This window comes from Blastocatellia bacterium (genome assembly GCA_025054955.1).
Lineage (GTDB): Bacteria > Acidobacteriota > Blastocatellia > HR10 > J050 > JANWZE01.
Genome location: JANWZE010000102.1, coordinates 19,368 through 40,819, shown reverse-complemented (window position 1 = coordinate 40,819; position 21,452 = coordinate 19,368). Strand labels below are relative to the sequence as shown.

Annotated in this window: 22 protein-coding genes and 1 pseudogene; 10 read left to right on the top strand and 13 right to left on the bottom strand. The window is 51.6% G+C overall.

The annotated features are described in order from the left end of the window. Positions 1 to 250 precede the first annotated feature (250 nt). Positions 251 to 1,249: an ROK family protein gene (locus NZ823_12940; protein MCS6806029.1), complete on the top strand. Its 999-nt coding sequence runs from the start codon at positions 251 to 253 to the stop codon at positions 1,247 to 1,249. On the opposite strand, the gene nadA is transcribed toward NZ823_12940, so the two are convergent. From nadA to NZ823_12910, 6 genes and pseudogenes are all read right to left on the bottom strand, one after another. Further along, the gene (nadA, locus tag NZ823_12935) at positions 1,241 to 2,224 is read right to left on the bottom strand and encodes a quinolinate synthase NadA (protein MCS6806028.1); all 984 of its coding nucleotides are present in this window, start codon (positions 2,222 to 2,224) and stop codon (positions 1,241 to 1,243) included. The genes NZ823_12940 and nadA overlap by 9 nt on opposite strands. Positions 2,225 to 2,260: 36 nt before the next feature. Then, entirely contained in the window at positions 2,261 to 2,896 is a 636-nt protein-coding gene (locus tag NZ823_12930; GenBank protein MCS6806027.1) for an O-methyltransferase, read from the bottom strand. A gap of 77 nt (positions 2,897 to 2,973) precedes the next feature. Continuing rightward, positions 2,974 to 3,531 (bottom strand): DUF4149 domain-containing protein, encoded by a 558-nt coding sequence (locus NZ823_12925; protein ID MCS6806026.1) that lies wholly within the window; start codon positions 3,529 to 3,531, stop codon positions 2,974 to 2,976. 113 nt (positions 3,532 to 3,644) lie between these two features. Beyond that, complete coding sequence (locus NZ823_12920) at positions 3,645 to 4,922, bottom strand: hypothetical protein (GenBank protein MCS6806025.1); 1,278 nt, start codon at positions 4,920 to 4,922, stop codon at positions 3,645 to 3,647. After that, positions 4,903 to 5,661, bottom strand: a pseudogene (locus NZ823_12915) (AAA family ATPase). Before NZ823_12915 ends, NZ823_12920 begins: the two are co-directional and overlap by 20 nt. A gap of 282 nt (positions 5,662 to 5,943) precedes the next feature. Beyond that, positions 5,944 to 6,321 carry a DUF2203 domain-containing protein gene (locus NZ823_12910; protein MCS6806024.1) on the bottom strand — a complete coding sequence of 126 codons (378 nt, stop codon included), beginning with the start codon at positions 6,319 to 6,321 and terminating at the stop codon, positions 5,944 to 5,946. A gap of 149 nt (positions 6,322 to 6,470) precedes the next feature. Here NZ823_12910 and NZ823_12905 point away from each other — a divergent pair, with 149 nt between their 5' ends. The 7 genes from NZ823_12905 (at position 6,471) to NZ823_12875 (ending at position 14,675) form a co-directional block, all read left to right on the top strand. Beyond that, positions 6,471 to 8,144: an electron transfer flavoprotein-ubiquinone oxidoreductase gene (locus tag NZ823_12905; protein MCS6806023.1), complete on the top strand. Its 1,674-nt coding sequence runs from the start codon at positions 6,471 to 6,473 to the stop codon at positions 8,142 to 8,144. A gap of 84 nt (positions 8,145 to 8,228) precedes the next feature. After that, entirely contained in the window at positions 8,229 to 9,002 is a 774-nt protein-coding gene (gene thiD, locus NZ823_12900) for a bifunctional hydroxymethylpyrimidine kinase/phosphomethylpyrimidine kinase (protein MCS6806022.1), read from the top strand. Between the two features lie 217 nt (positions 9,003 to 9,219). Further along, positions 9,220 to 10,068 carry a hypothetical protein gene (locus NZ823_12895; GenBank protein ID MCS6806021.1) on the top strand — a complete coding sequence of 283 codons (849 nt, stop codon included), beginning with the start codon at positions 9,220 to 9,222 and terminating at the stop codon, positions 10,066 to 10,068. Positions 10,069 to 10,206: 138 nt separating this feature from the next. Next, positions 10,207 to 10,989, top strand: coding sequence for a DUF169 domain-containing protein (locus NZ823_12890; GenBank protein ID MCS6806020.1), 783 nt, complete (start codon positions 10,207 to 10,209; stop codon positions 10,987 to 10,989). A gap of 4 nt (positions 10,990 to 10,993) precedes the next feature. Next, complete coding sequence (locus NZ823_12885; protein MCS6806019.1) at positions 10,994 to 11,551, top strand: cob(I)yrinic acid a,c-diamide adenosyltransferase; 558 nt, start codon at positions 10,994 to 10,996, stop codon at positions 11,549 to 11,551. Positions 11,552 to 12,118: 567 nt separating this feature from the next. Next, positions 12,119 to 12,529 carry a hypothetical protein gene (locus NZ823_12880; protein ID MCS6806018.1) on the top strand — a complete coding sequence of 137 codons (411 nt, stop codon included), beginning with the start codon at positions 12,119 to 12,121 and terminating at the stop codon, positions 12,527 to 12,529. Positions 12,530 to 12,713: 184 nt separating this feature from the next. Then, positions 12,714 to 14,675 carry an ATP-binding protein gene (locus tag NZ823_12875; protein MCS6806017.1) on the top strand — a complete coding sequence of 654 codons (1,962 nt, stop codon included), beginning with the start codon at positions 12,714 to 12,716 and terminating at the stop codon, positions 14,673 to 14,675. 180 nt (positions 14,676 to 14,855) lie between these two features. Here the strand turns inward: NZ823_12875 and NZ823_12870 are convergent, their stop codons facing one another. Then, a complete protein-coding gene (locus NZ823_12870; protein ID MCS6806016.1) occupies positions 14,856 to 15,347 on the bottom strand; it encodes a GNAT family N-acetyltransferase in 492 nt (163 codons plus the stop codon). A 433-nt stretch (positions 15,348 to 15,780) separates the two neighbouring features. Here NZ823_12870 and NZ823_12865 point away from each other — a divergent pair, with 433 nt between their 5' ends. Next, entirely contained in the window at positions 15,781 to 16,194 is a 414-nt protein-coding gene (locus NZ823_12865) for a 4Fe-4S ferredoxin (protein MCS6806015.1), read from the top strand. On the opposite strand, the gene NZ823_12860 is transcribed toward NZ823_12865, so the two are convergent. After that, positions 16,157 to 17,026, bottom strand: coding sequence for a HEAT repeat domain-containing protein (locus NZ823_12860; protein ID MCS6806014.1), 870 nt, complete (start codon positions 17,024 to 17,026; stop codon positions 16,157 to 16,159). The genes NZ823_12865 and NZ823_12860 overlap by 38 nt on opposite strands. 419 nt (positions 17,027 to 17,445) lie before the next feature. On the opposite strand from NZ823_12860, the gene NZ823_12855 reads away from it, so the two are divergent. Further along, positions 17,446 to 17,775, top strand: coding sequence for a hypothetical protein (locus tag NZ823_12855; protein MCS6806013.1), 330 nt, complete (start codon positions 17,446 to 17,448; stop codon positions 17,773 to 17,775). Positions 17,776 to 17,792: 17 nt separating this feature from the next. Here NZ823_12855 and NZ823_12850 read toward each other — a convergent pair whose 3' ends face one another. The 5 genes from NZ823_12850 to NZ823_12830 form a co-directional block, all read right to left on the bottom strand. Next, entirely contained in the window at positions 17,793 to 18,218 is a 426-nt protein-coding gene (locus tag NZ823_12850) for a DUF420 domain-containing protein (GenBank protein ID MCS6806012.1), read from the bottom strand. A 218-nt stretch (positions 18,219 to 18,436) separates the two neighbouring features. Continuing rightward, positions 18,437 to 19,354 (bottom strand): SCO family protein, encoded by a 918-nt coding sequence (locus NZ823_12845; protein ID MCS6806011.1) that lies wholly within the window; start codon positions 19,352 to 19,354, stop codon positions 18,437 to 18,439. After that, complete coding sequence (locus tag NZ823_12840; GenBank protein ID MCS6806010.1) at positions 19,344 to 19,586, bottom strand: hypothetical protein; 243 nt, start codon at positions 19,584 to 19,586, stop codon at positions 19,344 to 19,346. The genes NZ823_12845 and NZ823_12840 overlap by 11 nt, the downstream gene beginning before the upstream one ends. 504 nt (positions 19,587 to 20,090) lie before the next feature. Further along, positions 20,091 to 20,399 carry a cytochrome C oxidase subunit IV family protein gene (locus NZ823_12835; protein MCS6806009.1) on the bottom strand — a complete coding sequence of 103 codons (309 nt, stop codon included), beginning with the start codon at positions 20,397 to 20,399 and terminating at the stop codon, positions 20,091 to 20,093. A gap of 18 nt (positions 20,400 to 20,417) precedes the next feature. Beyond that, entirely contained in the window at positions 20,418 to 21,338 is a 921-nt protein-coding gene (locus NZ823_12830) for a cytochrome c oxidase subunit 3 (GenBank protein ID MCS6806008.1), read from the bottom strand. Positions 21,339 to 21,452 lie beyond the last annotated feature (114 nt).

The following is a 21,452-nucleotide window of genomic DNA, read 5'->3' as shown; positions in this document are numbered from 1 at the left end:
TGCTGAAGGAGTGCTGGTATAGGCAGGCTGCCGCCTCCGGCGTGCTCGTGAAAAACGGCTCACCGCTGTCGTTTCGTTCCTCGACAGAGGCTTCAAACTACCCTTCCTATTAGCCGAGTTGTCATGACCTTATAACAAGCCGCTCGATCTGTCAAGCGCCACATTAAGAAAATTCTTATTGCTTGACACCAAACGAATCGCTCACATATAGTCTGCGTCGCGCCATTTCACGCTTCGGGCGGATGTGAGAATGAAAGATAAAGAACCTTTGATTCTCGGTGTTGATGTGGGAGGAACGAAAATAGCCACAGGCGTGGTCGCTGCGACCAACACCATCGTGACTAAAACGCTCTCACCCACACCACCGGACGACGATCTGAACGTCGTCATGCAGCAGATTTATGAATCCATCGAACGAACGCTCAGCCAAGGCTCGATCACACTCGATCAAATCGCCGGCATCGGTGTGGTCGCTCCAGGGCCGCTGGACCCACAACACGGCGTCATCTTCCATGCGCCGAACATTCCTGCGTTCAAAAATGTTCCTTTGTTGGAGCTGGTACAGGCCCGCTTTGGGAAACCAACTCTGGTTGACAACGATGCAAACGCCGCGGGTTTGGCTGAAGCGCTGTTTGGCGCGGGCGTGGGCTACGATCATGTGCTGTACGTGACCGTCAGCACAGGTATCGGCACCGGCCTAATCCACCGCCAACGCATTTATCATGGAAAGAATGGCTCAGCCGGCGAGGGTGGTCATGTCACCATTGACCATCAAGGCCGATTGTGCGGTTGTGGAAGGCGCGGCTGCATTGAGGCCTACGCTTCAGGCACAGCGTTGACTAAGCGTGCGGTGGAGCGCATTACAACGTCAGCGACGCCAAGCAAAATCCTAGACCTTGTCGACGGCGATGTATCCCGCATCAACCCGATCGTGATCGCGCAAGCCGCTCAACAAGGCGACGCGCTGGCTGGGCAGCTCATTGAGGAAACCGGTCTATACCTGTCCATTTGGCTGGGCGGGATGCTTAACTTGCTTGACCCGGATGTCGTCATCATCGGCGGTGGCGTCTCTGCCATCGGTGACTTGCTGTTCGACACGATCAGGGCGCATCTGCCCAGCTACACGCTCAATCCCTTCGTCGCTAACACGCCCATCGTTGGCGCTCACTTCAAGGAGGATGTCGGCATCCTTGGCGCTGCCGCGTTGCACTTGCGCCAATACTCGTCTCCACGCGGAGCGTCACGCTAGCTCAAGCATTCGCTCAATGGAGCGCCGAGCGCGGCGAGCAATTTCCTCAGGAACGATCACCCGATAAATCATCTCGCGCAGCGAGCGACGTAGATTTTCTAACGTGATCATCTTCATGTACTGACAGACGGCTTCGCGATGGGCTGGGATGAATGTTTTATCGGGGTTCTGTTTACGAAGTTGGTGCAAAATTCCTATCTCTGTCGCCACAATGAATTCTCGTGTGGGCGATTGCTTGGCATGCCTAATCATGTGGCCTGTCGAAAGAATGTGAGTTCCAGTTGGAGCGATCTCCTGTTCAGCGACGTGGTACATGAAGGGCGACGCGCACCCACACTCAGGATGAATCAAGAATTCAGCGTGGGGATGCTCCTGACGCATCGTCTTGACGTGATCTGGGCGTATGCCAGCATGCACGTGGCACTCTCCCAACCAAAGGTGCATCTTGCGTCCTGTCACCCTCTGTAAGTAGGCTCCGAGAAACATGTCAGGAAGAAACAATATCTCCTTCTCTTCGGGAATTGCCCGAATCACTTTTTCGGCATTGCTGGACGTACAACAGTAATCTGTTTCTGCTTTCACCTCAGCCGTCGTGTTGATGTAAGAGACCACGACGGCATTCGGATGCTCAGCCTTCCACTGACGCAACTGCTCAGCATTGATCGTTGCTGCCAACGAGCAACCGGCCTCCAGACTGGGAATGAGCACCGTTTTTTGCGGACACAAAACGGCTGCCGTCTCTGCCATGAAATGGACGCCGCAGAACACGATGACATCGGCCTGCGTCTGAGCAGCCTGCATGGATAAGCCCAACGAGTCTCCCACATAGTCAGCGAGGTCCTGAATCTCTGGGATTTGATAGTTGTGAGCTAGAATGATGGCGTTTCTTTCTCGCTTGAGCTGCTGGATCTCTTCGATTGCTTTCACCTGCTCCGCCGGCCCAAGCGGCTTGACACTATTTGCTGTGTTCGTCATCGCTACTGACTCCTCCGGCAGCCCTCATGAGAAAGCCTACGAGTACAATTTCAAACTTAACGAAACTCCATCACGGAGCGGCACAATTGTTGTTAGAAAGTCGGGCGCTTCGTAAATCAGCCGGTTATACTGGCGAATGCCTTCCGTCCAACTATCTTGATCACCTCTGGCGACCCGCCCGCCCCAAAGCACGTTGTCGGCTATTAGCAGACCGCCTTGCCGCACGCGCGAAGCAGCTTTGAGGAAGACTTGCGGGTATTGATACTTGTTGACGTCGTTGAAGACAATGTCAAACTGACCATCCACGCTGTCGAGCGACTCCAACGCCTCTCCAACGAGGAACCGAACACGCTGCTCAACCCCTGCTCGCCGGCAAAATTCACGAGCCATCTCAGCATACTCAGGGCTGCTATCGGTGTAATAAACAACGCCTGCATCACTCACCGCCCACGCAAGCCAGATCGTTGAATAACCAATGGCCGACCCCAACTCAAAAATGCGCCGCGCCTGTAGCAAGAGCGCTTGCTGAAACAAAAACCGCCCAACCACAGGCCCAACAATCGGAATTCCCTTCTCTGCCGCCAACTGCTCCATCTCCTGCAAAACAGGGTCCCGCTCGGGAATGAGTTGTTCCATGTAGCGCTCAACCTGACTTTCGACAATATAGCTCATCGTTTGTTGTCTCCTGTTGTTGTTACCTTAGAAATGCAATAACAAAACGCCCTTCCCTCGAGCACCAGTATGCCTCTCTACATTCGCCAGCGATTCGTCTCTTTTCGTGGCTCAGTCCCTACACCAATCGCAGAAATCAGTATCAAGCCGGCAATCATACTACCACCCATCAACCAGACAGAATACCGATGCAGCCGATCGAATGTGGCACGCAGTTGCTGCTGATCAGCGGTATTGTTCACCTGGTCTATGTTTCTGCGGATTTCTGCCATCCTGCGGGCCACAACCTCGCGAGCATAAACGTTCATTCCAAGGCCAATAAATAAAACTAGCACCAACCCAGCAAGCCGCAAGCCCGATAGATGCCCCAAAGCGAATTGGATGATCCACAGGCAAAAGACAATCACACCCACGCCGTAACTCATCAGGTAAACTTTATTGAGCATTCCCCCTACAATTGCGCCGGCTGTTCTTGTGTCGTTAACCACCTGAAAGGCCGTTGGAGCTCCAATGAAGCTGACAAAAACCATGCTTCCAAACCACGTTGCTAGCGTGACAGCCTGAATCCATCCAAGCAATTTCTGTGTGAGGCTTGTTTTCGACGGATACTTCGCTAACCGTTGATTCAATGCCATTTGTTCAATATCAGTGCTCCTTGGTGAGTTCGCTCATTTGCGCTCCGGTTTTGCCGCCGCTGTTTGATCCACTTGAGTATGTGGCAAGTTTTCATAAGCAAGCTCAACTGATTTCAACCCATCCTGTGTTCCTCCCGTTCCGAGTGTGGATCCCAAGCATTTCTTTTCTGGGCCAGCTTGATTCTCATCATGTGTGAGTAGGCTATGCTCATGAGAGCTTCTTCAGGAAATGATTTCATTGCGTCGTAGTGATCGAGGATAGCCGGGATGCAGTATTTCAAACTCCCTACATGATGGTTGCTAGCTCGGTCTATCGAATAGCAGATGCCCAGAATGACGTGGCCAATTCCTATATGGCAGATGTTTTTTGCTTCTGTTTCGTCTGTCTCTCGCCAGTCGTTTCCCGTGATGCCGCAATAGACGTCTTTGATCAGCAGAAGCCGCGAAAAGTCATCGTCCCCTATTGACGATGATTGTAAATCATCGTCATTTCTTAAATAAAAATGTTTAGTTTTCCGGAGGGCGTCGCTTAAGTTATTTTTTGTCAATTGTTTAGTTGGTGGTTGAACGTTCAATTGAACGTTCAATTTTTGAACGTTCAATGGTTCAATTTTTGAACGTTCATTTATACGTTCAATTGAACGTTCAATTGAACTATTAGGCACGATTCGCTTCATCTCGTCAATCTCAATGCCGGCCTCTTTTCGGCGCGTCAGGATGTCTTTGACTGGATAAATTCTAAAGAGCGATCCGATTTTTGAGCCGGCGCGTCGGTCGAGTGCTTCAATGGAAAGCTTCTCGATAAGGCCGCGAATTGCCCGAATAAGCGTGTTTTTAGCCAGTCCCAGCGATTGTTGCATCTCTGAGAGGGACGCGCGACAGGTGTTTTGGCCACGCACAATGGAGAGCCGATAGAGGTAGCCATACACTTTCGCTTCTGAGGCCGTGTGAGTGGCATCCAGAGCGATGTAAGCTTCTTTGATTTGTTTGGATTCTAAATGTTCAATTAAACGTTCATCTGAACGTTCAATTAAACGTTCAGATTTGTTTTTACTTCGTCTTTGATTAGCTATTGATGTTTGATTTATAAATTCAATCTCATCAAATAGTTCTTTATTTTCTCGATTTGCAACAGAATCTGTCTTTTGATTTTGTATATGTTCAATTGAACGTTTCATTGAACGTTCAATTGAACGTTTCATCGTTTCTGAATCAGCCGGCGCGTTTTGTTCAGTTTGAATATCAACTTCTCGCCACTGTGACATGCGTGGGCTGACGGGAAAGTCATCCAATGGATGGCCGACTCTCCTACGTTGTAACCGCTCTTCCTCTGACAACGGTGGCAACTTGGTTCCTTCGCGGGTTGGCAATTTAACTTTCTTTCGTGCCAAGAGCGACCTCCTTTGGTACTATCGGCAGTTGCAAGCGAACACAGATCTCTTCAAAAAGCTCCTGGAATGCCAGGTCGCTTTTAGAAGTTGGCGCAGCGATTGGATTGGTTTCCAGTGCAGCATGAGTTGGGATGACGGTGTTGAACGCTTTCTTGCCAAAAACGCCCCTGAGCCAGAGCTTGGACTCTTTATGGCCGGTGATACGGGCATCGAATTTGTTCAGCAGGCACCCAAGAAGCTGAAGGTCGTGATTGAAGCGTCGCTTGATTCGTTCGTATGAATCGTTCAAGTCTTCGATCCCTTCGGCAGCGAACTTGCCGGCTACGCTCACAATGAGGAGATAATCGGCAGCGACAAGCGCCTGTGTGAAGCAGACCCCAAGACTGGGCGGGGCATCAATGAAGATCAGATCGTAATTCAACCCTTGTAAGGCATCTTCGAGGCGGAAAAAGGTGTCCGGATGAAAGTTGGTCTCCTCCCTGGCCAGTTGTATAGTAGATGGCAAAATATCGAGATTGATGATGTTTGTTTGCAAGATAACACGGCTAGCTGACAACCCTTCTTCCAGAACGTGGTAGAGCGACTGTGTGATTCCTTCCTTCGGAAAGAAGGTGCTTGTAGCATTGGCCTGGGAATCAGCGTCAACAAGCAGTGTTTGCAATCCATTTCGGGCTGCAGCAATGGACAGATTCACTGCCACTGTCGTTTTACCAACACCACCTTTTTGGTTAGCAATTGCCGTGATCTTGGCCATAGGTGACTACCCTCCATACGACTGGTTTGTCCGGAGAAGATTTTCGATGTCTTGTTTGAGAAACCGATAGTTCTTGCCAATTTTCACTGCCTTCAAATTGCCGTCTTGGATCATTCGGTAGAGGGTTGGTTTACTGATTTTGAGATAAGCCATTACTTCGCGAGAGGTCATGATGTCATTTTTGCCCATCATTGACTTAAAAAACCTCCATTTGACCGATTTTTATTTTCTGCTTTGTAGCAGCAATGTAGACTGATGTCAAGCTATTTATTTGTATAATGCCTGCCGCCCTGCGAAACCTGCATCGAGTTCGTGCCACCACTCAATGCGTTCTTCGTCAGGTTTCCAACACAGATAGACGACGTGGTCGTCCAGGTAGAATGGAAAGTCGCATAATCCGATGTCAAAGTCTTTTACAATGACGCCTGTAGAGTGAATCGCGTGTGCTACCTCTTGGTAGCGAATGACGTGGCGGACAAAGGCCGGACCGTAGGGCGCTCCTCCTCCCAGGAGGGCTTTTTCTTGGGCACGACGGATTTTTGGAGCCAGTTGACGGATGGCATTGCGTTCAGCCTGCGCTTTTTGCAGCGACACCCGAAGGAAGGGAAGTAGCGCGTTGGCTTCTTCAATGGAGAATAATTTCATGGTGACCTCTTGGGTAAGGTCGAGATTATATTGGTGGCTCTGTGGCAGTGCAAGCGGGCGCTTCGCAAACCGGAAAATTTGTATTTCTTTTGGAAAAGGGGTCGCTGTGTTACAATCACAGACTCGTAGCAAACGCGTCGGAGGTTTTGATGGACGTAAAGCGAGACACGCTTGACATAGACGTGCTTTTTGTTGGAGCTGGGCCAGCCAGCCTCAGCGGTGCGTTGCACCTTGCAAACCTGATCAGCGATCACAATAAGCGGGCAGATCAACCGCCCATTGAAGTTTCAATTGCTATCATAGAGAAGGGAAAAGAGGTAGGCGCGCACACTCTTTCTGGCGCTGTGCTTGACCCAATTGCCTTGAAGGAGCTAATTCCCGATTATGAACAGCGACAGGCGCCTTTGAGCGCGCCGGTCACCAACGAGTATCTTTGGTTCTTAACGGAGAGCCGGAAAATATCAGCCCCGATTATTCCAAAGCCGCTACAAAATCATGGCAACTATGTCATCTCTCTTGGACAGTTTGTCAAATGGCTTGCTAGCCAGGTTGAGGCGGCTGGTGTTGATATATTCCCTGAGTTCCCCGGCGTGAAGCTTTTGTATGAAGGTGATCGAGTCGTTGGTGTTCAAACTGGCGACAAAGGGGTTGACAAACATGGTCGTCCCAAACCGAATTATGAGCCAGGCGTTGAAATTCGCACGAAAGTAGTCGTCTTAGGGGAGGGCGTTCGTGGCTCGTTAACCAAGGAAGTTGTGAGCAGGTTAGGACTGGACAGAGGAAAAAATCCTCAGGTTTATTCGGTCGGAGTCAAGGAGCTCTGGGAGGTACCTGCTGGTCGCCTCGCGCCGGGCACGGTCATCCATACGATGGGTTACCCGCTCGATTCAAAAACGTTTGGCGGTTCGTTCATTTATTCGCTTTCTGAAACTGTGTTGAGCATAGGCCTGGTTATAGGGTTGAGCTATGAGGACCCGCGCATGGATCCTCACTTGCAACTGCAACGGCTCAAGGCTCATCCTGCCATCCGTCCGTTGCTTGAAGGTGGTCAGCTCATCCGATATGGCGCCAAGGCGCTGCCTGAAGGTGGGTACTTCTCAATTCCCAAGCTCTATGCTGATGGGCTTCTGATCGTGGGAGATTCTGCTGGATTTTTGAACTCGCAGCGCCTCAAGGGCATCCACCTGGCGATGAAGTCAGGCATGCTTGCAGCAGAGGCGATTTATGAAGCCATCAAGCAGGATGATTTCTCCTCTAACCAACTCGCTCGGTACGAGCACCTAGTGGCGCAAAGTTGGGTTGAGAAGGAGCTCTACAAGGTGAGAAATTTCCACCAAAGCTTCCATCATGGATTGTGGTTCGGCCTGCTCAATGGGGCTCTTCAAATGGTGACAGGTGGGCGTGGATTGATTGAGCGAATGGCCGTTGAGCCGGGTCACAAGCGGATGAAGACGCTGGTAGCTACCCAACAGGATCGAGGCGTCGTTACCAGGTCACAATTTGATGGAAAAGTCACGTTCGATAAATTGACCGATGTCTACTACTCAAGAACATCGCATATAGAAGACCAACCGGTACATTTACTAGTTGCTGACTATGAAATCTGTAGTACGCAGTGCGCTGAGCAATACGGGAATCCTTGCCAGTATTTCTGTCCTGCCAGTGTTTACGAGATGGTTGACGGCGAAGGGGCAAAACGGCGACTTCAGATCAATGCCTCTAATTGCGTGCATTGCAAAACCTGCGACATTATGGACCCATTTGGCATCATTACGTGGGTGCCTCCCGAGGGTGGTGGTGGTCCGGATTGGCAGAATATGTAGCGCCTTCCGTTGAGTTCAGCACGGTATTGTAAGATGACCAACTTGCTCAAAAGCTCCACATCGTTGAAGGCAAGAGAACCGACGGTGCTGACAATCGCCGGCTCAGATTCATGTGGCGGAGCTGGCATTCAAGGCGACATAAAAACCTTCGAGGCATTTCATGTTTACAGCTTAACCGTCTTAACGTCGGTGACCGCTCAAAACACCACGGGGGTGGAAGCAGTCTTTGATCTTCCAGCCTCCATTGTGCGGAAGCAATTAAGGTCTGTGATGTCTGACATTCGTGTGGATGCGGTGAAAATAGGGATGTTATCGAACGAGACGATCATCAAGACAGTTGCCTCAGAGCTGAGGAAGGGAAGAGTAGGGAATATCGTGCTTGACCCGGTTATGCGTGCGAAGTCTGGCGACCCGTTACTTGCTGCTTCTGCAAAGGACAGCTTGCTCGAACATTTAATCCCCTTGGCATCTCTAGTGACGCCGAATATCCCGGAAGCCGAGGAACTGGTTTCTATCAAGATTGAATCCGAGCGTGATATGAAGCGCGCTGCTGAAGCATTGATCCGGCGTGGCGCCGCCGCTGCGCTTGTTAAAGGTGGGCACTTAGCTTCAGCCGAAGCTGTTGACATACTGTTTGACGGAGATGCCTTCCATGAATTTCGAGCAGAGCGAATAGATGTGGCCGAAGGGATTCATGGCACAGGATGCGCCTTAGCGTCGGCTATAGCGGCCGGGCTGGCGCGGGGTCAAACGCTCTATCAGTCAGTGGAGAATGCAAAAACCTATCTGACGGAAGCCATCAAACGTCGCTACTACATTGGGCGTGGATGCCCCGTTCTCTCACATCATTGGGCATAATGCGAGTCCAGGTTGTGCCAGGCGCGATGCCAATCCAGGCATAGTTAACAATCTGCGGTCGTCCAGTAGCGCAAGCTCTCTCACATCATTGGGCGTGGTGCCAGTCTAGGCAATGCCAATTCAATAGACCAAAAACAGGGCAATCATGAACTCTTTGCAGGTTGTCTGCATCAAAAGGGAGTCATGTTTGCTTGACGCCGACTGAAGGGAGAGCATAATGAATAACGACATCGCTAAAGTGATCAAATTGCCGAGGCGGCCCCAAACAGCAAAAAGATATTTGGAGATTGTCAAATTCGCTCGAGACAAGCATTGGGATATTGGCTCAATTGCCAAGCACTTTGGCATATCGCCGGCGACGGTTGTCAACGCCTCGAAAGCGTTGGGAGTGAGCTACGATGAAGTGAGGCGTAAAAAGAGGCTCCCGCAACTGGAATGGGTGGAGCGGCAACTAGCTGCCAGCCAAGATAGTGAAGAACGCAATGCGCGCATTCTTGAGATGTACCGTTCGCCGAGTCATCCAACGTTGGAGCAAATTGGGCGGCAGTTTGGTGTAACGCGGCAGCGCGTCCATCAGATCGTGGCCAAAGCCAGGCGGGAAGGGCTGCTTGTGGAAAAACGCCTCCCGCAGGCTGGGCACTGGATTGGGCGGTGTGACATCTGCGCCAGAATGCAGGCTCTTGCCGGCCAGAAGCCGCTGATGACCAGCCGCGGAATTGCCCACGCGCTCAACATTCCTTTATGGAAGGTGTATTGGCATCTTGGGAAGTTGCGGGAGCACGGGTTGGTTCCCAAGCATTTCGGATATTTTCGGAGCGAACGAATCATCCAAGCGATTGAGCTCTATAATCGGGATCAAACGATCAGCGCCTGGAAGCTAGGCCGTCGCTTGGGGTATAGGAATTTGCCAGCCCTTTTTAATGGACTGCACAGGCGTGGATTGGGAAATCTGCTCGCTCCTCGCGTGAAGGCTGAGAGCCACCGCGTTTTCAAGACCTCGTTTGATTCAAGGTTTCATCAAGCCCGTGCTCGCATCCGGGATAATCCGGAGCGAAAAACCGCTTGAGCTGCTGCCAGAGCAGAGAATCGGTTGCGGCTTGGCGCTTGACCAGCAGAGCTCCCTCTGCTTCCGCGAATAGAAAGGTTGAGGAAAACGTTGTTCTCGTTTGCTCATGGAGGCGGGCTGAGGTAGAATCCTGCCCCTATGGACGCTGGATCATTTGCTCGAGAGATAGAGTTATTAGTGCGCCCACAGACGTTTCCTTTGGCTATAAAGATGCTCGGCCGAGGCGAGCCTGTGCCAGAGAAAGCCAAGCGGCCTCATCGTGATTGGGGCATTCAGATCGCCACCTGTCAGGCCGTTTCAATGGCCCGTCGGTATGGCTGGACGTTGGCAGTGGGCAGGGAAGACTTAAACTGCGTGCTGACCAAAACGGTGTTTGGATTTGAGCAGGAAACCCGCTACTACCTGGAGGGACACTGTAGTTGCGGGATGTACACGGAGACGCTAGAAGCCGGCGCGAAAACGGAGGCCGAGACACACCGGTTCGCCTATGGGCAGTATGAGGCTATTTTGATCGCGCCGGCTGCGCGGACGGCGTTTGAGCCGGATGTTTTTTTGATTTATGCCAATCCTGCCCAGGTTTTAAGACTGGTGACAGGGGCGCTTTACCGTCGTGGCGGAGCGATTCATTCGAGCTTCACCGGACGGCTAGATTGCTCTGATGAGATCATCCGGACGATGCAGACACAAGAGTACCAAGTGATCTTGCCATGTTATGGTGATCGCGTATTCGGTCAGACCGAGGATCACGAAATGGCATTTGCGTTGCCGGCGTGCCGAGCTGATGAGCTTATCGAGGGTCTACACGGAACACAAAAGGGTGGCATCCGCTATCCTATTCCGTCATTCCTCAGATATAGTGGTCAGTTTCCCGCCAGCTATGAACGCTTGGAACAGATTTGGCGAAGCGGGGAGACAGAATAGGACTATGCGTATTACGAGGGTTTATACACGTGGGGGAGATGGCGGCGAAACGTCGTTGGTGGATGGCCAAAGGGTCAGTAAGGCTTCGTCTCGCGTTCAGGCCTATGGAGAGATAGATGAGTTAAATTCTTTGCTGGGAGTGATCCGTTCTGAAAGCTCGGATCAGCAGATTAATCAAATTCTTCAAATGATCCAGAACGAGTTGTTCACGGTCGGCGCTGATTTAGCGAGTCCCAGCCGGATTGAAGTTCCCCGTGTGCCCATGGAATGGGTCACGCATTTGGAGGAGGTCCTCGATCAATTGAACGAAGAGGTGCCTCCACTCGAAGAATTCATTTTGCCGGGCGGGTGTAAGGTTGCGAGCTTGCTTCATGTGGCTCGAACTGTAGCGCGGCGAGCGGAGCGAGCGATTGTTGCTCTCAGCCATGAGGAACAGATCAATCCCTGCGTGTTGCCCTATATCAATAGGCTCTCAGACCTGCTTTTTGTGATGGCTCGGGTTGTTAACAAACGGTCAGGGCTGGCCGAAGAGAGTGCTGTTTTTAGTCAGCGAGGGAAATGAGCCGGAAGACTCTTCAATTGACATGGCCGGTGTGTCGCAGGCAAAACCAACATCTACATGGGTAGGATTTAGCTGTCCGGATACTTTTCCCATGACCCCTCCGCGATAGTCTGAACGCCCAGGCCTGTTTCAGTGCCCGCGCCGTTGTTCAGCGCCTTGCCGGTCATCAGTACAAGGCAGAGATGAAGTTGGGGGACGAGTGAAAATATGGATTTACTTTAATGTAGATTGGGCTGTACAATAAACAGCGTTCTCCTGAGTGTGTTTAAAAGGGGCAGCATTCGCTGAGCTGCACCGGGCGCCGCTGAGAAGCGGGATTAGAGCTTGAACGGTTGTTGTCTGGAGCATTATTTTGAGGCGGCCAATGGCCATCTACGCTCCTGCTCATTGCAGATGGAGGGTGATACGGGCGAGGAATTTGGGATCACATCATGCAAAAGGAAAGTACGTCATGACGTGATGTGATTGTGTTGATTGTGTTACACCCGCTGTTGAGAACCGTTCAGACGGGCGCTCAACCGGGGCTTGTTTAACAGAGCAGTATTTTCGTTCATACGTGAGGAGAAAATGGAAAGGAAATATAAACAACGCGGTTACATGGAAGCATACCAGCAGGAGAAGCCGCGCGATTCTCTGAGCCGATCCACTGAGAAACGCGCGCCGAAGTTGCCTGGTGTTCGTGAGGTCTTTCGTTGTGGATTGTGTGGGCATCTGATGCCTGTGCAATTTGGTATTTCAACTGACAGCCAGTGTCAGCGCTGTGGAGCTGATCTTCATACCTGCAAGAATTGCCTGTTTTTTGATACGGGGAGTCGCTTTGAATGTACTCAACCTATTCCTGCGCGCGTTGCCCCAAAGGATAAGCGCAACGCGTGTGAGTACTTCAAGGTGAAAATCACAGTCGAGCGGGAGACATCCACCTCGCTTGGGCAGATCAAGGACCCGCGTCAGGCGTTTGACAAGCTCTTTAAGTTGTGACTTCGCGTGCCAGAGCAAAATTCCTGATTTCTCTTGAAAACCGTCTGCTTAACCTGCATAATATGGCAAAACCAAATTCTTTTGAACTTGGGCATGTGTAAGATTGCTGAGTGTTCAGCGAAGGTGGTGGCTTTGATTGGCCAGCCTATCTCGGTTGTGCTGCACACGAGAGGAGATTTCGACTATGCCAACAGAGAAAATTTTGATCATTGACGATTCACCCATTGATGCGCGGTTCGCTTCAAAAATTCTTTCGGAGGCCGGTTATACCTCCACAATCATCCACGATTCGATGGAAGCGCTCGGCGTAGCCCGTCAGCTTCATCCGGACCTGATTCTGCTGGACGTGACGATGCCAAAGATGGATGGCTATCAGGTGTGTCAGCAATTGAAAGCTGACCCGGATACGCGCGACATTGCCACCGTTCTTTATACCATTCGCGATCAGTTCATTGATTGCTTGCGGGGAATTGAAGCCGGCGCTGATGACTTCATTATCAAAACACTCAGCTCCGAGGATTTTCTCAACAATGTGCGAAAGATTTTAGGCGAACGGCGCATTGGGCTGGTCAGCCCTACCGATTCGCTTGATCTGTCGGTTATGCAGCCTGTGGCGCGTACTCAAACGCCGTTGGAGCTGCTCAAGACGTTATTCGGTTCATTCAATAAGCACGTACGGGACACCATGAGCGTGTTCATGGGAGCTCATGTGACAACTGTGCTAATGGACCGGGCCATCGAGAAAGCTGGCGCTCGCTATCAATTTTTCCGGCAGTTGGAACAGAGCCAAATTACCAATCTGGTCTTTGATCCTGAGGCAGTTCAGGGAATTCCCACTCTGGAAATCCTGGACGGCTTCCAAGCGTTCAACAGTGAGTTATATCAGTTGGTAACCAAGCTCACCAGAACCAGACTGAATGGAGCTAAAGAAGCTCGTGCCATCACAAATGCATTCTCTGATATGGTTGAGGAACTCAACCAAAAATATCAGGAGCTGAGAAGTCAGGTGCGCGAGCCTGAGCCTGCGCCGGCGCCAGAAACGCCGATCACGGCTGCTGAACCGGCGCAAGCGCCTGTTTCGGCCCAACTGGCTCCTGAGTGCACGTTTGATCCGAGTGGGAATCTCATCTACTGCAACGAGGACTTCGCTCGTATGCTGGGCTACTCCAAGACCGACATCATGGCGCGGCCGTTCACCAGTTTTCTGGTTCATGAATCTCGCCAGCACCTGACCCGAGCCTTTGATCGGTTGGTTGAGAAGGGCATTGCGCAAATCAAGTTGCATTTCAAATCTTCCGACGGGGCCTCTGTCCACACAGACGCTACGCTCACCGCTCTGTATGATTCTCAGGGTCGGTTTGCCATGACTCGGTGCGCCTTGCAGGTCGTCCCAGCCACCTTGCTGGTTCAAGAGCGTGAGGAAGAGATCGAGCGGTTGAAGCGTGTCATTCACAATACCAATGAAGAGCTCAGTTCAATGGCTTCGATCATCTCTCATGATTTGAGGCAGCCGTTGCATGCGATTTTGGTGTTGTGTCAATTCCTGCGCGAGGAATCAGTGGGTCGGTTGGACGAGCAAGCGCAAGGCTACATCCGTTCGATTGAGCAGGCTGGTGGCAGAATGAAGGAGATGATTGAAGACCTCGTTCATTATGCCAGGATCAACGCGCAGAGTAATGCCTATGAAGATGTCTCCATGGCACAGCTTCTCGGTTTAGTTGAGGATGCTGTCGCCAACGACATAGCAGCCAGGGGCGCCACGCTGAAAGTTGCGCCAAATCTACCAGTCGTGCGGGCAGACCGGGAAAGGATGATGGAGTTACTGGTGGAGCTCATCACTAATGCTCTCAAGTTTAACGATAAAAGCAATCCAATTATTGAAGTCGGCATGGTCAAGGAAGATGAGGAAGCATATACCTTCTATGTGAAAGACAATGGTGTGGGGATTGAGGAGCCTTATCATGAGTCCGTTTTCAGGCTCTTTCATCGCTTGGGCAAAACAGAAGAGACGGCTGGGACGGGCGCCGGCCTGGCTATTTGCCGGCGTATTATTGAGTCACACGGGGGAAGAATCTGGATTCGATCTCAACCGGGAGCCGGAACGACGGTTTTCTTTACGTTACCAAAGGAGCTGCCGACGTTTTAAGCGCAAGCTGGTTCAGTGCGAATTCACCAGAGCCACAGATTACACAGATTAATCAGATATTTCACTCTGTGCTAATCTGTGCAGTATGTGTCCGTGCGTGGCCCCAAGCGTCAGTCTAAAGTTTTGTGCATACCCAATGGTGCCCGCCGGAAGGCATGGGCAGAAAAAATTAGGGCAGGTTCAGATGGCATCAGCGGGGCTACTCACTTCTTTCTGCATTAGGTAGGCATCGGTACCATCGGGATAGTAGCGGCTAAGTAGCCAGCACGGGCGGTACCCGTTCTTTTGATAGAAGGCAATGGCAGGAGCGTTTTCTATTGAAACCTCAAGCTCAATGAGAACGCAACCTTGGCTCATCAACCATTGCTCGGCTTCTTTTAACAACGCTTGGCCCAGCCCATGTCGGCGAAAGGAAGGCAGAATATCAATGGTGATGATGTGCCCCCAAAGCTGAGGAGGCTGAGGTGCTTGTTTTCTCCAGCACTCCACTTGAGCGACAATGAACCCGACAATCTGGCCGTTATCATCTTCTGCTACGAGTGTTAAGCTACGTGGGGTGGTTATGTAGTGACGAAGTTCGGCCTGTGTGTATGCGATGCCTTTAGGAAAGCAGATTGTCTCAATCTTGTGGAGGGCTAGTAAATCTTGAGGTTTGTAGGGTCGAATAATCAATGGGGCTCCCTGTAATCAAGGTATGAGTTGTGAATACCGATGCCTTTGGAACGAGCCATAGGAGCAACTTTCAAGGTTGCCCAAGGCCGTCAGTCACGATTCCACCGCAGAAGGCCTGCTTGATGAGACTTTCAAGAGCAGGTTCGATTTCTACCTCCTAGAGCGGTTTGTGAAGGAGTTTACGTGGCAGCGCACGCAGCGTGCATTAGCCCGCAAGATGTGGAGTCCCAGGCTAAATGCAATTAAAGGTCGCTCTATGAAGAATGTGAGTGGTGCGGTTGGCGAGGAGGGGATTCATTGATGTATGTCGTCCGATAATCGGCCTTATGTGGATTCTCATGCCCGGTTCTGGTTCGTGGCCATCGTCTCCTCGTTGAAAGATGTTTGCCAGGTATGCTAAAGTTACGCGCCCGATACTCGGAGGACCTACAACATGGTAACAACGGAAGCTACTGAGGTCATCGTCAAGTTATATCCCATGTCATCAGGTCGAACAGACCTGCGGAAGCGAAAACCTAAACAACTCGCTGTAATCAACGAAAACTGTACTGGCTGTGCTGGTTCGCCTGTGTGTATAGCGTATTGTCCGGTTGATTCGTGCATGTTTTGGGTTCCCGATGAGGATCACCCGCCGTTTGGCAGAATTGAAGTGGATAAAGCTCTCTGCATTGGTTGCGCCAAATGCACGAGTAAAGGGCCTGATGGTACGTTCCTGGACGGCTGCCCGTGGGATGCCATTGAGATGCACAACACAGCAGAATGGGAGGCGGCTCACGGCGTCATTTTACCGGACGCGCCGGACCGCCCGGCTAGTGAGTGGGGTTACGTGCCGATCGCTTTCGTATAGCCTCAACAGTGTTTTTTGCTTGTTGGCGAACAGGCTCAGCTACGTCGGGAGCATCGAGGACGTAGCGTTCGATCTCGTCAATGTCCTCTTCAGTTCCTATAAGAAAGAGCCCGCGCAGTGCCTCCCACGCAACCTGTTGATCTGGCGCGATGGTTGCAAGCACGTCTGATAACCCAGTGAGCGAACCATCCTTCACGCTCACTGCTTGAATCTTCCCACTTGCCGGCGTCCTCACATCAATCGTTTGCCCGTCTGGGCCAACAATCTTACACACCAAGTCTCCAGCTCCGATGATTTGACCAACACTCAAGTCAATCATAACTCGTCCCTGAGTAGGGGCGGTGATTGTGATGGGCCGCAGCATACTCACGATTTCTTCATGACCGCTGCTGTCGCCGAATCGAACCAGACTCAAGGCAGCGTTGCGTCGGACACGCAGATCAGGATCGTCGAGCAGCGCAAGCAAAGCTTGGTGAAAGCGGTCGGCAGTATGATCGTGACCCATAACCCAGGCAGCCATCACACGAATAGCTGGGTCCTCGTGCTTAGCCGCTTCAATGACCTGTGCGTACCAACGCTGGACCGATGGATCACGCTGCATAATCCGGTCGGCGATTTGCGACAGAGCATGTTGTATTTTTCGTGGAGACTTTGAATCGCTCAGATATTGACCGACTTCATCTTCGCTTAAATGTCGGCCAAACCAGACCTCGTGCCAGAACCAGAACGAGACAACAACGATCAGGACGCCCAGACCCAGCATCAAAAGCGCCGGTTTATTGGCTCGATGCCGGGGTGAGTTTTGAGCATCATCGTAATGATCAGGCATCATGTAGTTTCCCAAGACCCAGTGACCCAGTCTTCGTGATCCGTGATCCGTGGCATGAAGCCATAGATTACACAGATTAGCACAGAATTCGTGATTCGTGGTTCATGACCCGTGATTCAACTTGCGGTCCACGATCCCCGGCCCCGGTTTCTCGTGCGAGGCATTTCCCACAAACCTGTGTCTAATTGCGCAGCCTGCATGGCTGTTATAGCAGTACCGTAGAATGGCTCCACGCTCCTTAACTGGTTTTGAAGCCAAGCGATCAGCCCGAGGAGCGTAAAAAGCATTGCCATCCTGCTGGAGTGGCACGCGTTTTGCTCAAAAATTGGTGACTCTTCGGTTGTTTATTGATCGAAGAGAAAGATTATGCAGTGAGTGTAGCGTGCCCGAGCGGTGTGCGTTGCACTCAAAAGGGGGTGCTTATGCCAAGCCAGTGGATCATGGCGGCTGTTGGGCTTGCGCTGGTTTTTTGGGTCATTCCCTTGCTCATTCTTGGCTTTGTTTTCTTTGCTCGTTCTCGTCGTGCCGCGCAAGCCAAAGTTATTTGGCGGTCATTTCGTTGTCCTGTTAAAAAGACGGCAGTCAAAGTGGGCGTTTTGCAAACAGAGAACACGCTCCATGACTTGAAGGTCATGGACACGATCTATTGCACGGCGATGGATGATCCTTGCCGAATTGTTTGTGATAAGGAGTGCCTGCGATTGCCTGATTGGAATGAGTCATTGAACGTTGCCCGAGTAGCGTTGGGTTGAGAACGCTCGCTGCGAGATCAGCCCAGGTGATAGAGCATCAGGTAAACGAGAACGCCCGTGACGGAGACGTAGAGCCATATTGGCAGGGTCCATTTGGCAATACGCCTATGGGTGGTGAATTGCTGTCGCCAGGCGCGGGATAGTGTGATCAGTACCATAGGCAAGTTGACAGCAGCCAGAATCGTGTGGGACAACAGAATAGTGAAATAGAGCAGCCGCCATCCCCCTTGCCCTGTGAACTTGGTTGATCCATAAAAGTAATGGTAGGTCAGGTAGGAGACCAGGAACGCCACCGAGACGCAAAAAGCCCCCAGCATACAAGCCCGGTGCAGTTCAATGTTTCGCTGCTTGATGAAATAATAACCAGCGCATAACAGGACGGCGCTGACTGTGTTTAGGACGGCGTTGAGCGAAGGTAAATCTGACAATTGAATTCCTTGCATACTCTTGTTCTAGTGGTTGCTGGCAGCAGGGAGGTTCCTCGGCCCCTGCGGGGAAATCCGACCCCTCTTGGAGGGAAATTCGAAACCCGAAACACGAAATCCAAAACAAGTTCACATGTCAAAATCTCAATGTTCCAAGCTCCAATCCTTGTTTCACATTTGAGAGTTTGGTCATTGGAGTTTGTTTCGGATTTGGTGCTTGGGATTTCCCCGCATTGCTATTTCTCGCCAGTTGCGATTTCTTGTGGTTTCTCCAGCACGGCGGTTAGGTCGCCGATAACATCTTCTGCTGTCCAGGTGTTACCGGTCCGCAGTTTATAGAGTCGTCCTGAGGGGGTGATGACAGCGCAGGCTGCTGTATGTGAGATGGTTCCTTCTTCGTTCCAATAGCGGACTCCGTATCGTGCTGCCATTTCTCGAATGGATTCGTCCGGCCCAGTCAGCCAGCTCCAACTGGACAGGTCAGCGTTGTACAAAGCGGCGTATTGCTTGAGCACCTTCGGCGTGTCGTATTGCGGGTCAATGGTCACCGAGATCAGATGAAACCGGCCGTTGTATTTTGGCAGGAGTTGCTTTTGCACGTCAACGAAGTGGCTCGTGAATCGCGGGCAGTAATCTGGTAGTGGGCATCGCGTAAAGATGAAGGTTATGGCCAGCGCTTTGTTACGAAAGTCAGCGTGTGACACGCGTCGCCCGTTCTGATCTATCAGGTTGAAAGGAGGTATCGCTTCGCCCGGTCTGAGAATCGCCGGTTCGTTTTCCCTGCTCTTTTGGCTGTTTTGGGTGTTCTCCGCGCGTCCTGTTTTTTCGATCCGGCTGATCCACGATTCATAGGGGGTCACGACGAGTTCAAAGCGAACCAGATCGTTGGGTGACAAACCCTCTATGAGATTTGGGTCTTTGATGGGAAACGACATGGTCATTGCCGGCATGAATCCGGGAATGTCCTCGTGTTCTATGCCGATTGAGCGCTTATCCTCGCCGATTGAGACGACGCGGCCTTGAACCTGAAACGTGCGAGTTCCCTGCTGCTTATTGCTTCGACAACCGATCGGAAGCAGGCACAGCAGGCAGAGCAGGACGTGTATGACGGTCAGTTGCTTGACCAGCCCGATTGATGCGCGACTACTCAACATCGAATGAACCTCGTACAGCGGCTCGCATGCCTTTATCAGTGAGCGTATAGAAATCGCTGCCGCGGTTGCACAAGAAGCCGGCGGCTGCTAGCTCATCAACAGTATCCAAAACGGCGAGGCGTTTCTCTTGGTCGTCGCCGGCGAGGAGTTCAAAAAAGCCGTGTAAGTCCCAGCCCTGCGTGTGAGACTCGTCGAACAACCGGAGAATATCTAACGCCAGGTCGGTGTCCATAACCATCTTCGAGGGAAATCTGAAGCCCCAAGCACGGAATCCGAGACAAGTTCAAACGTCAAAATCTCGATGTTCCAAACACTGCCTCACTCCTTGTTTTACATTTGAGGGTTTGGCCATTGGAGTTTGTTTCGGATTCGGATTTGGAGCTTCGAGTTTCCCCGCAGGGGTTCGGATTTCGTGCTTCGGATTTCCCCCGCGGGGCGATGCATCAGCCGTAGTGCCACGGCAAATATGCCAGCAAAGCACAGCAGCGATGGGACCAGGAGGATGAGAATGCCGATATTAAGGCTGCGGATGGCTTCAGCTTGTTGTGAAGCGGCTGCCGTTTTGCACATTGCGCATTGGGCCAAGACCTCGGGAGGCAGCAACCAACACGTAGCAGCGGCCAACGCGAGAATCCAGAAGTGGACTGTGGTCCGTGAACTGTGGTCCGTGGACCGTGGTCTGTGGACTGAGGATCGTGAATTGAATGACAGCATACGAATCACGGATCACGAAAGCTCATTTCCTAAACTCCAGCAAGCGGAAGCTATCTGGAAATACGATGGCGAGCAGCGAGATGCAAATGACCATCGCGGGAATGAGCGTGATGATCAGGCTCATGCGTTCGAATTTCAGATGCATGAAGTAAGCCATGATCAAGGCTGCCTTCACAATGGACAGCCCCATGAGCAAGACGAGCATGAGCGTGACATTTAAGTGAATGTAAGCCAGATACACTTCGATAGCAGTCAGCGCCAGCAAATATCCCCAGACGCCGAAGTATTTACTTGTTGGTAGATCAACGTGCGCGGATTGGTGATTTCCCATGACAGCTCCTTGTATTGGTTACTCCATTTTGACGGATAGCAAGTAAACTAGTGGGAAGATGAACATCCACACGAGGTCAACGAAGTGCCAGTAGAGGCCACTGATTTCGACGTCTTCTGCTGAAAACTTACGCCGTGAGAACCCGATCATAATCACAAACAGATAAACCAAACCGGAGGCAACGTGCAGCATATGCAGACCGGTCAGCGTGAAGAATGTGGCGCCAAAGAGAGGGACGCCCCATGGATTTCTGAACATGCGCACACCTTCATGGATCAGATGGTTCCACTCGTTGGCGTGGAGAATGATGAACATCGCCCCGCCACCAATTGTCGCCAGGATGAACAGAGCCGTTTTCTTGATATTGCCCCGCCCGGCTTCTCGCACGGCCAATGCCATGGTCACGCTGCTGAGCAGCAGGAAGAAGGTCATCACGGTGGCGTAGATAATACTGGGGTTGAAGTGGAATGGGGTTGGCCAGTCCGGCGTTGAGATACGGAGATAGCTGTAACCGAACAGCAACGCAGCAAACGTGAGCGAGTCGGAGACAATGAACAACCACATGCCGAGCTTCTTCGACCCGATGGCGTAAGGCAGCGCAGCGCCGCCCCAGCCTACATCTGTGTATTCATGTACTGGTGCGTGAACCATCGTCATCTCCTCCGGGTTTGAGGCGACTGCCCGGGCGCGCGGTAGGCCCGTGCTGCCCAGCAGGCCTTGAAGCCCATCGCGTTTGATCTCCAGCAATGGATTTAATCCGAACAGAAACGCAATGAACAGACTGATCAGAATCAGAAACAACCCATCAACGCCTTGAATCCAGATTTGACCGGTGAAGATGCCCCAGCCGGCATACGCCAGAGCCGCCAGGGCGATTAGAAGACAAAGGCCATTCATGATCAGGCGTTCTCGCATGGTTTGTCCCTCCCATGTGAGCATGGCGTATCCTCCCAAACCCTCTTCCCCTCTTCGAGGGAAATCGGAACTCCCAAACCCTCTTCGAGGGAAATTCCAAATCCGAATCTCCAAATCCGAAACGTTTCGGATTTCGGA

Excerpts from the sequence above, each read along its gene's own strand:
- NZ823_12940 (MCS6806029.1), top strand. The coding sequence starts at position 251 with ATGAAAGATAAAGAACCTTTGATTCTCGGTGTTGATGTGGGAGGAACG.
- nadA (MCS6806028.1), bottom strand. The coding sequence starts at position 2,224 with ATGACGAACACAGCAAATAGTGTCAAGCCGCTTGGGCCGGCGGAGCAG.
- NZ823_12930 (MCS6806027.1), bottom strand. The coding sequence starts at position 2,896 with ATGAGCTATATTGTCGAAAGTCAGGTTGAGCGCTACATGGAACAACTC.
- NZ823_12925 (MCS6806026.1), bottom strand. The coding sequence starts at position 3,531 with ATGGCATTGAATCAACGGTTAGCGAAGTATCCGTCGAAAACAAGCCTC.
- NZ823_12910 (MCS6806024.1), bottom strand. The coding sequence starts at position 6,321 with ATGAAATTATTCTCCATTGAAGAAGCCAACGCGCTACTTCCCTTCCTT.
- NZ823_12905 (MCS6806023.1), top strand. The coding sequence starts at position 6,471 with ATGGACGTAAAGCGAGACACGCTTGACATAGACGTGCTTTTTGTTGGA.
- NZ823_12895 (MCS6806021.1), top strand. The coding sequence starts at position 9,220 with ATGAATAACGACATCGCTAAAGTGATCAAATTGCCGAGGCGGCCCCAA.
- NZ823_12890 (MCS6806020.1), top strand. The coding sequence starts at position 10,207 with ATGGACGCTGGATCATTTGCTCGAGAGATAGAGTTATTAGTGCGCCCA.
- NZ823_12885 (MCS6806019.1), top strand. The coding sequence starts at position 10,994 with ATGCGTATTACGAGGGTTTATACACGTGGGGGAGATGGCGGCGAAACG.
- NZ823_12880 (MCS6806018.1), top strand. The coding sequence starts at position 12,119 with ATGGAAAGGAAATATAAACAACGCGGTTACATGGAAGCATACCAGCAG.
- NZ823_12875 (MCS6806017.1), top strand. The coding sequence starts at position 12,714 with ATGCCAACAGAGAAAATTTTGATCATTGACGATTCACCCATTGATGCG.
- NZ823_12865 (MCS6806015.1), top strand. The coding sequence starts at position 15,781 with ATGGTAACAACGGAAGCTACTGAGGTCATCGTCAAGTTATATCCCATG.
- NZ823_12860 (MCS6806014.1), bottom strand. The coding sequence starts at position 17,026 with ATGATGCCTGATCATTACGATGATGCTCAAAACTCACCCCGGCATCGA.
- NZ823_12855 (MCS6806013.1), top strand. The coding sequence starts at position 17,446 with ATGCCAAGCCAGTGGATCATGGCGGCTGTTGGGCTTGCGCTGGTTTTT.
- NZ823_12850 (MCS6806012.1), bottom strand. The coding sequence starts at position 18,218 with ATGCAAGGAATTCAATTGTCAGATTTACCTTCGCTCAACGCCGTCCTA.
- NZ823_12845 (MCS6806011.1), bottom strand. The coding sequence starts at position 19,354 with ATGTTGAGTAGTCGCGCATCAATCGGGCTGGTCAAGCAACTGACCGTC.
- NZ823_12840 (MCS6806010.1), bottom strand. The coding sequence starts at position 19,586 with ATGGACACCGACCTGGCGTTAGATATTCTCCGGTTGTTCGACGAGTCT.
- NZ823_12835 (MCS6806009.1), bottom strand. The coding sequence starts at position 20,399 with ATGGGAAATCACCAATCCGCGCACGTTGATCTACCAACAAGTAAATAC.
- NZ823_12830 (MCS6806008.1), bottom strand. The coding sequence starts at position 21,338 with ATGCTCACATGGGAGGGACAAACCATGCGAGAACGCCTGATCATGAAT.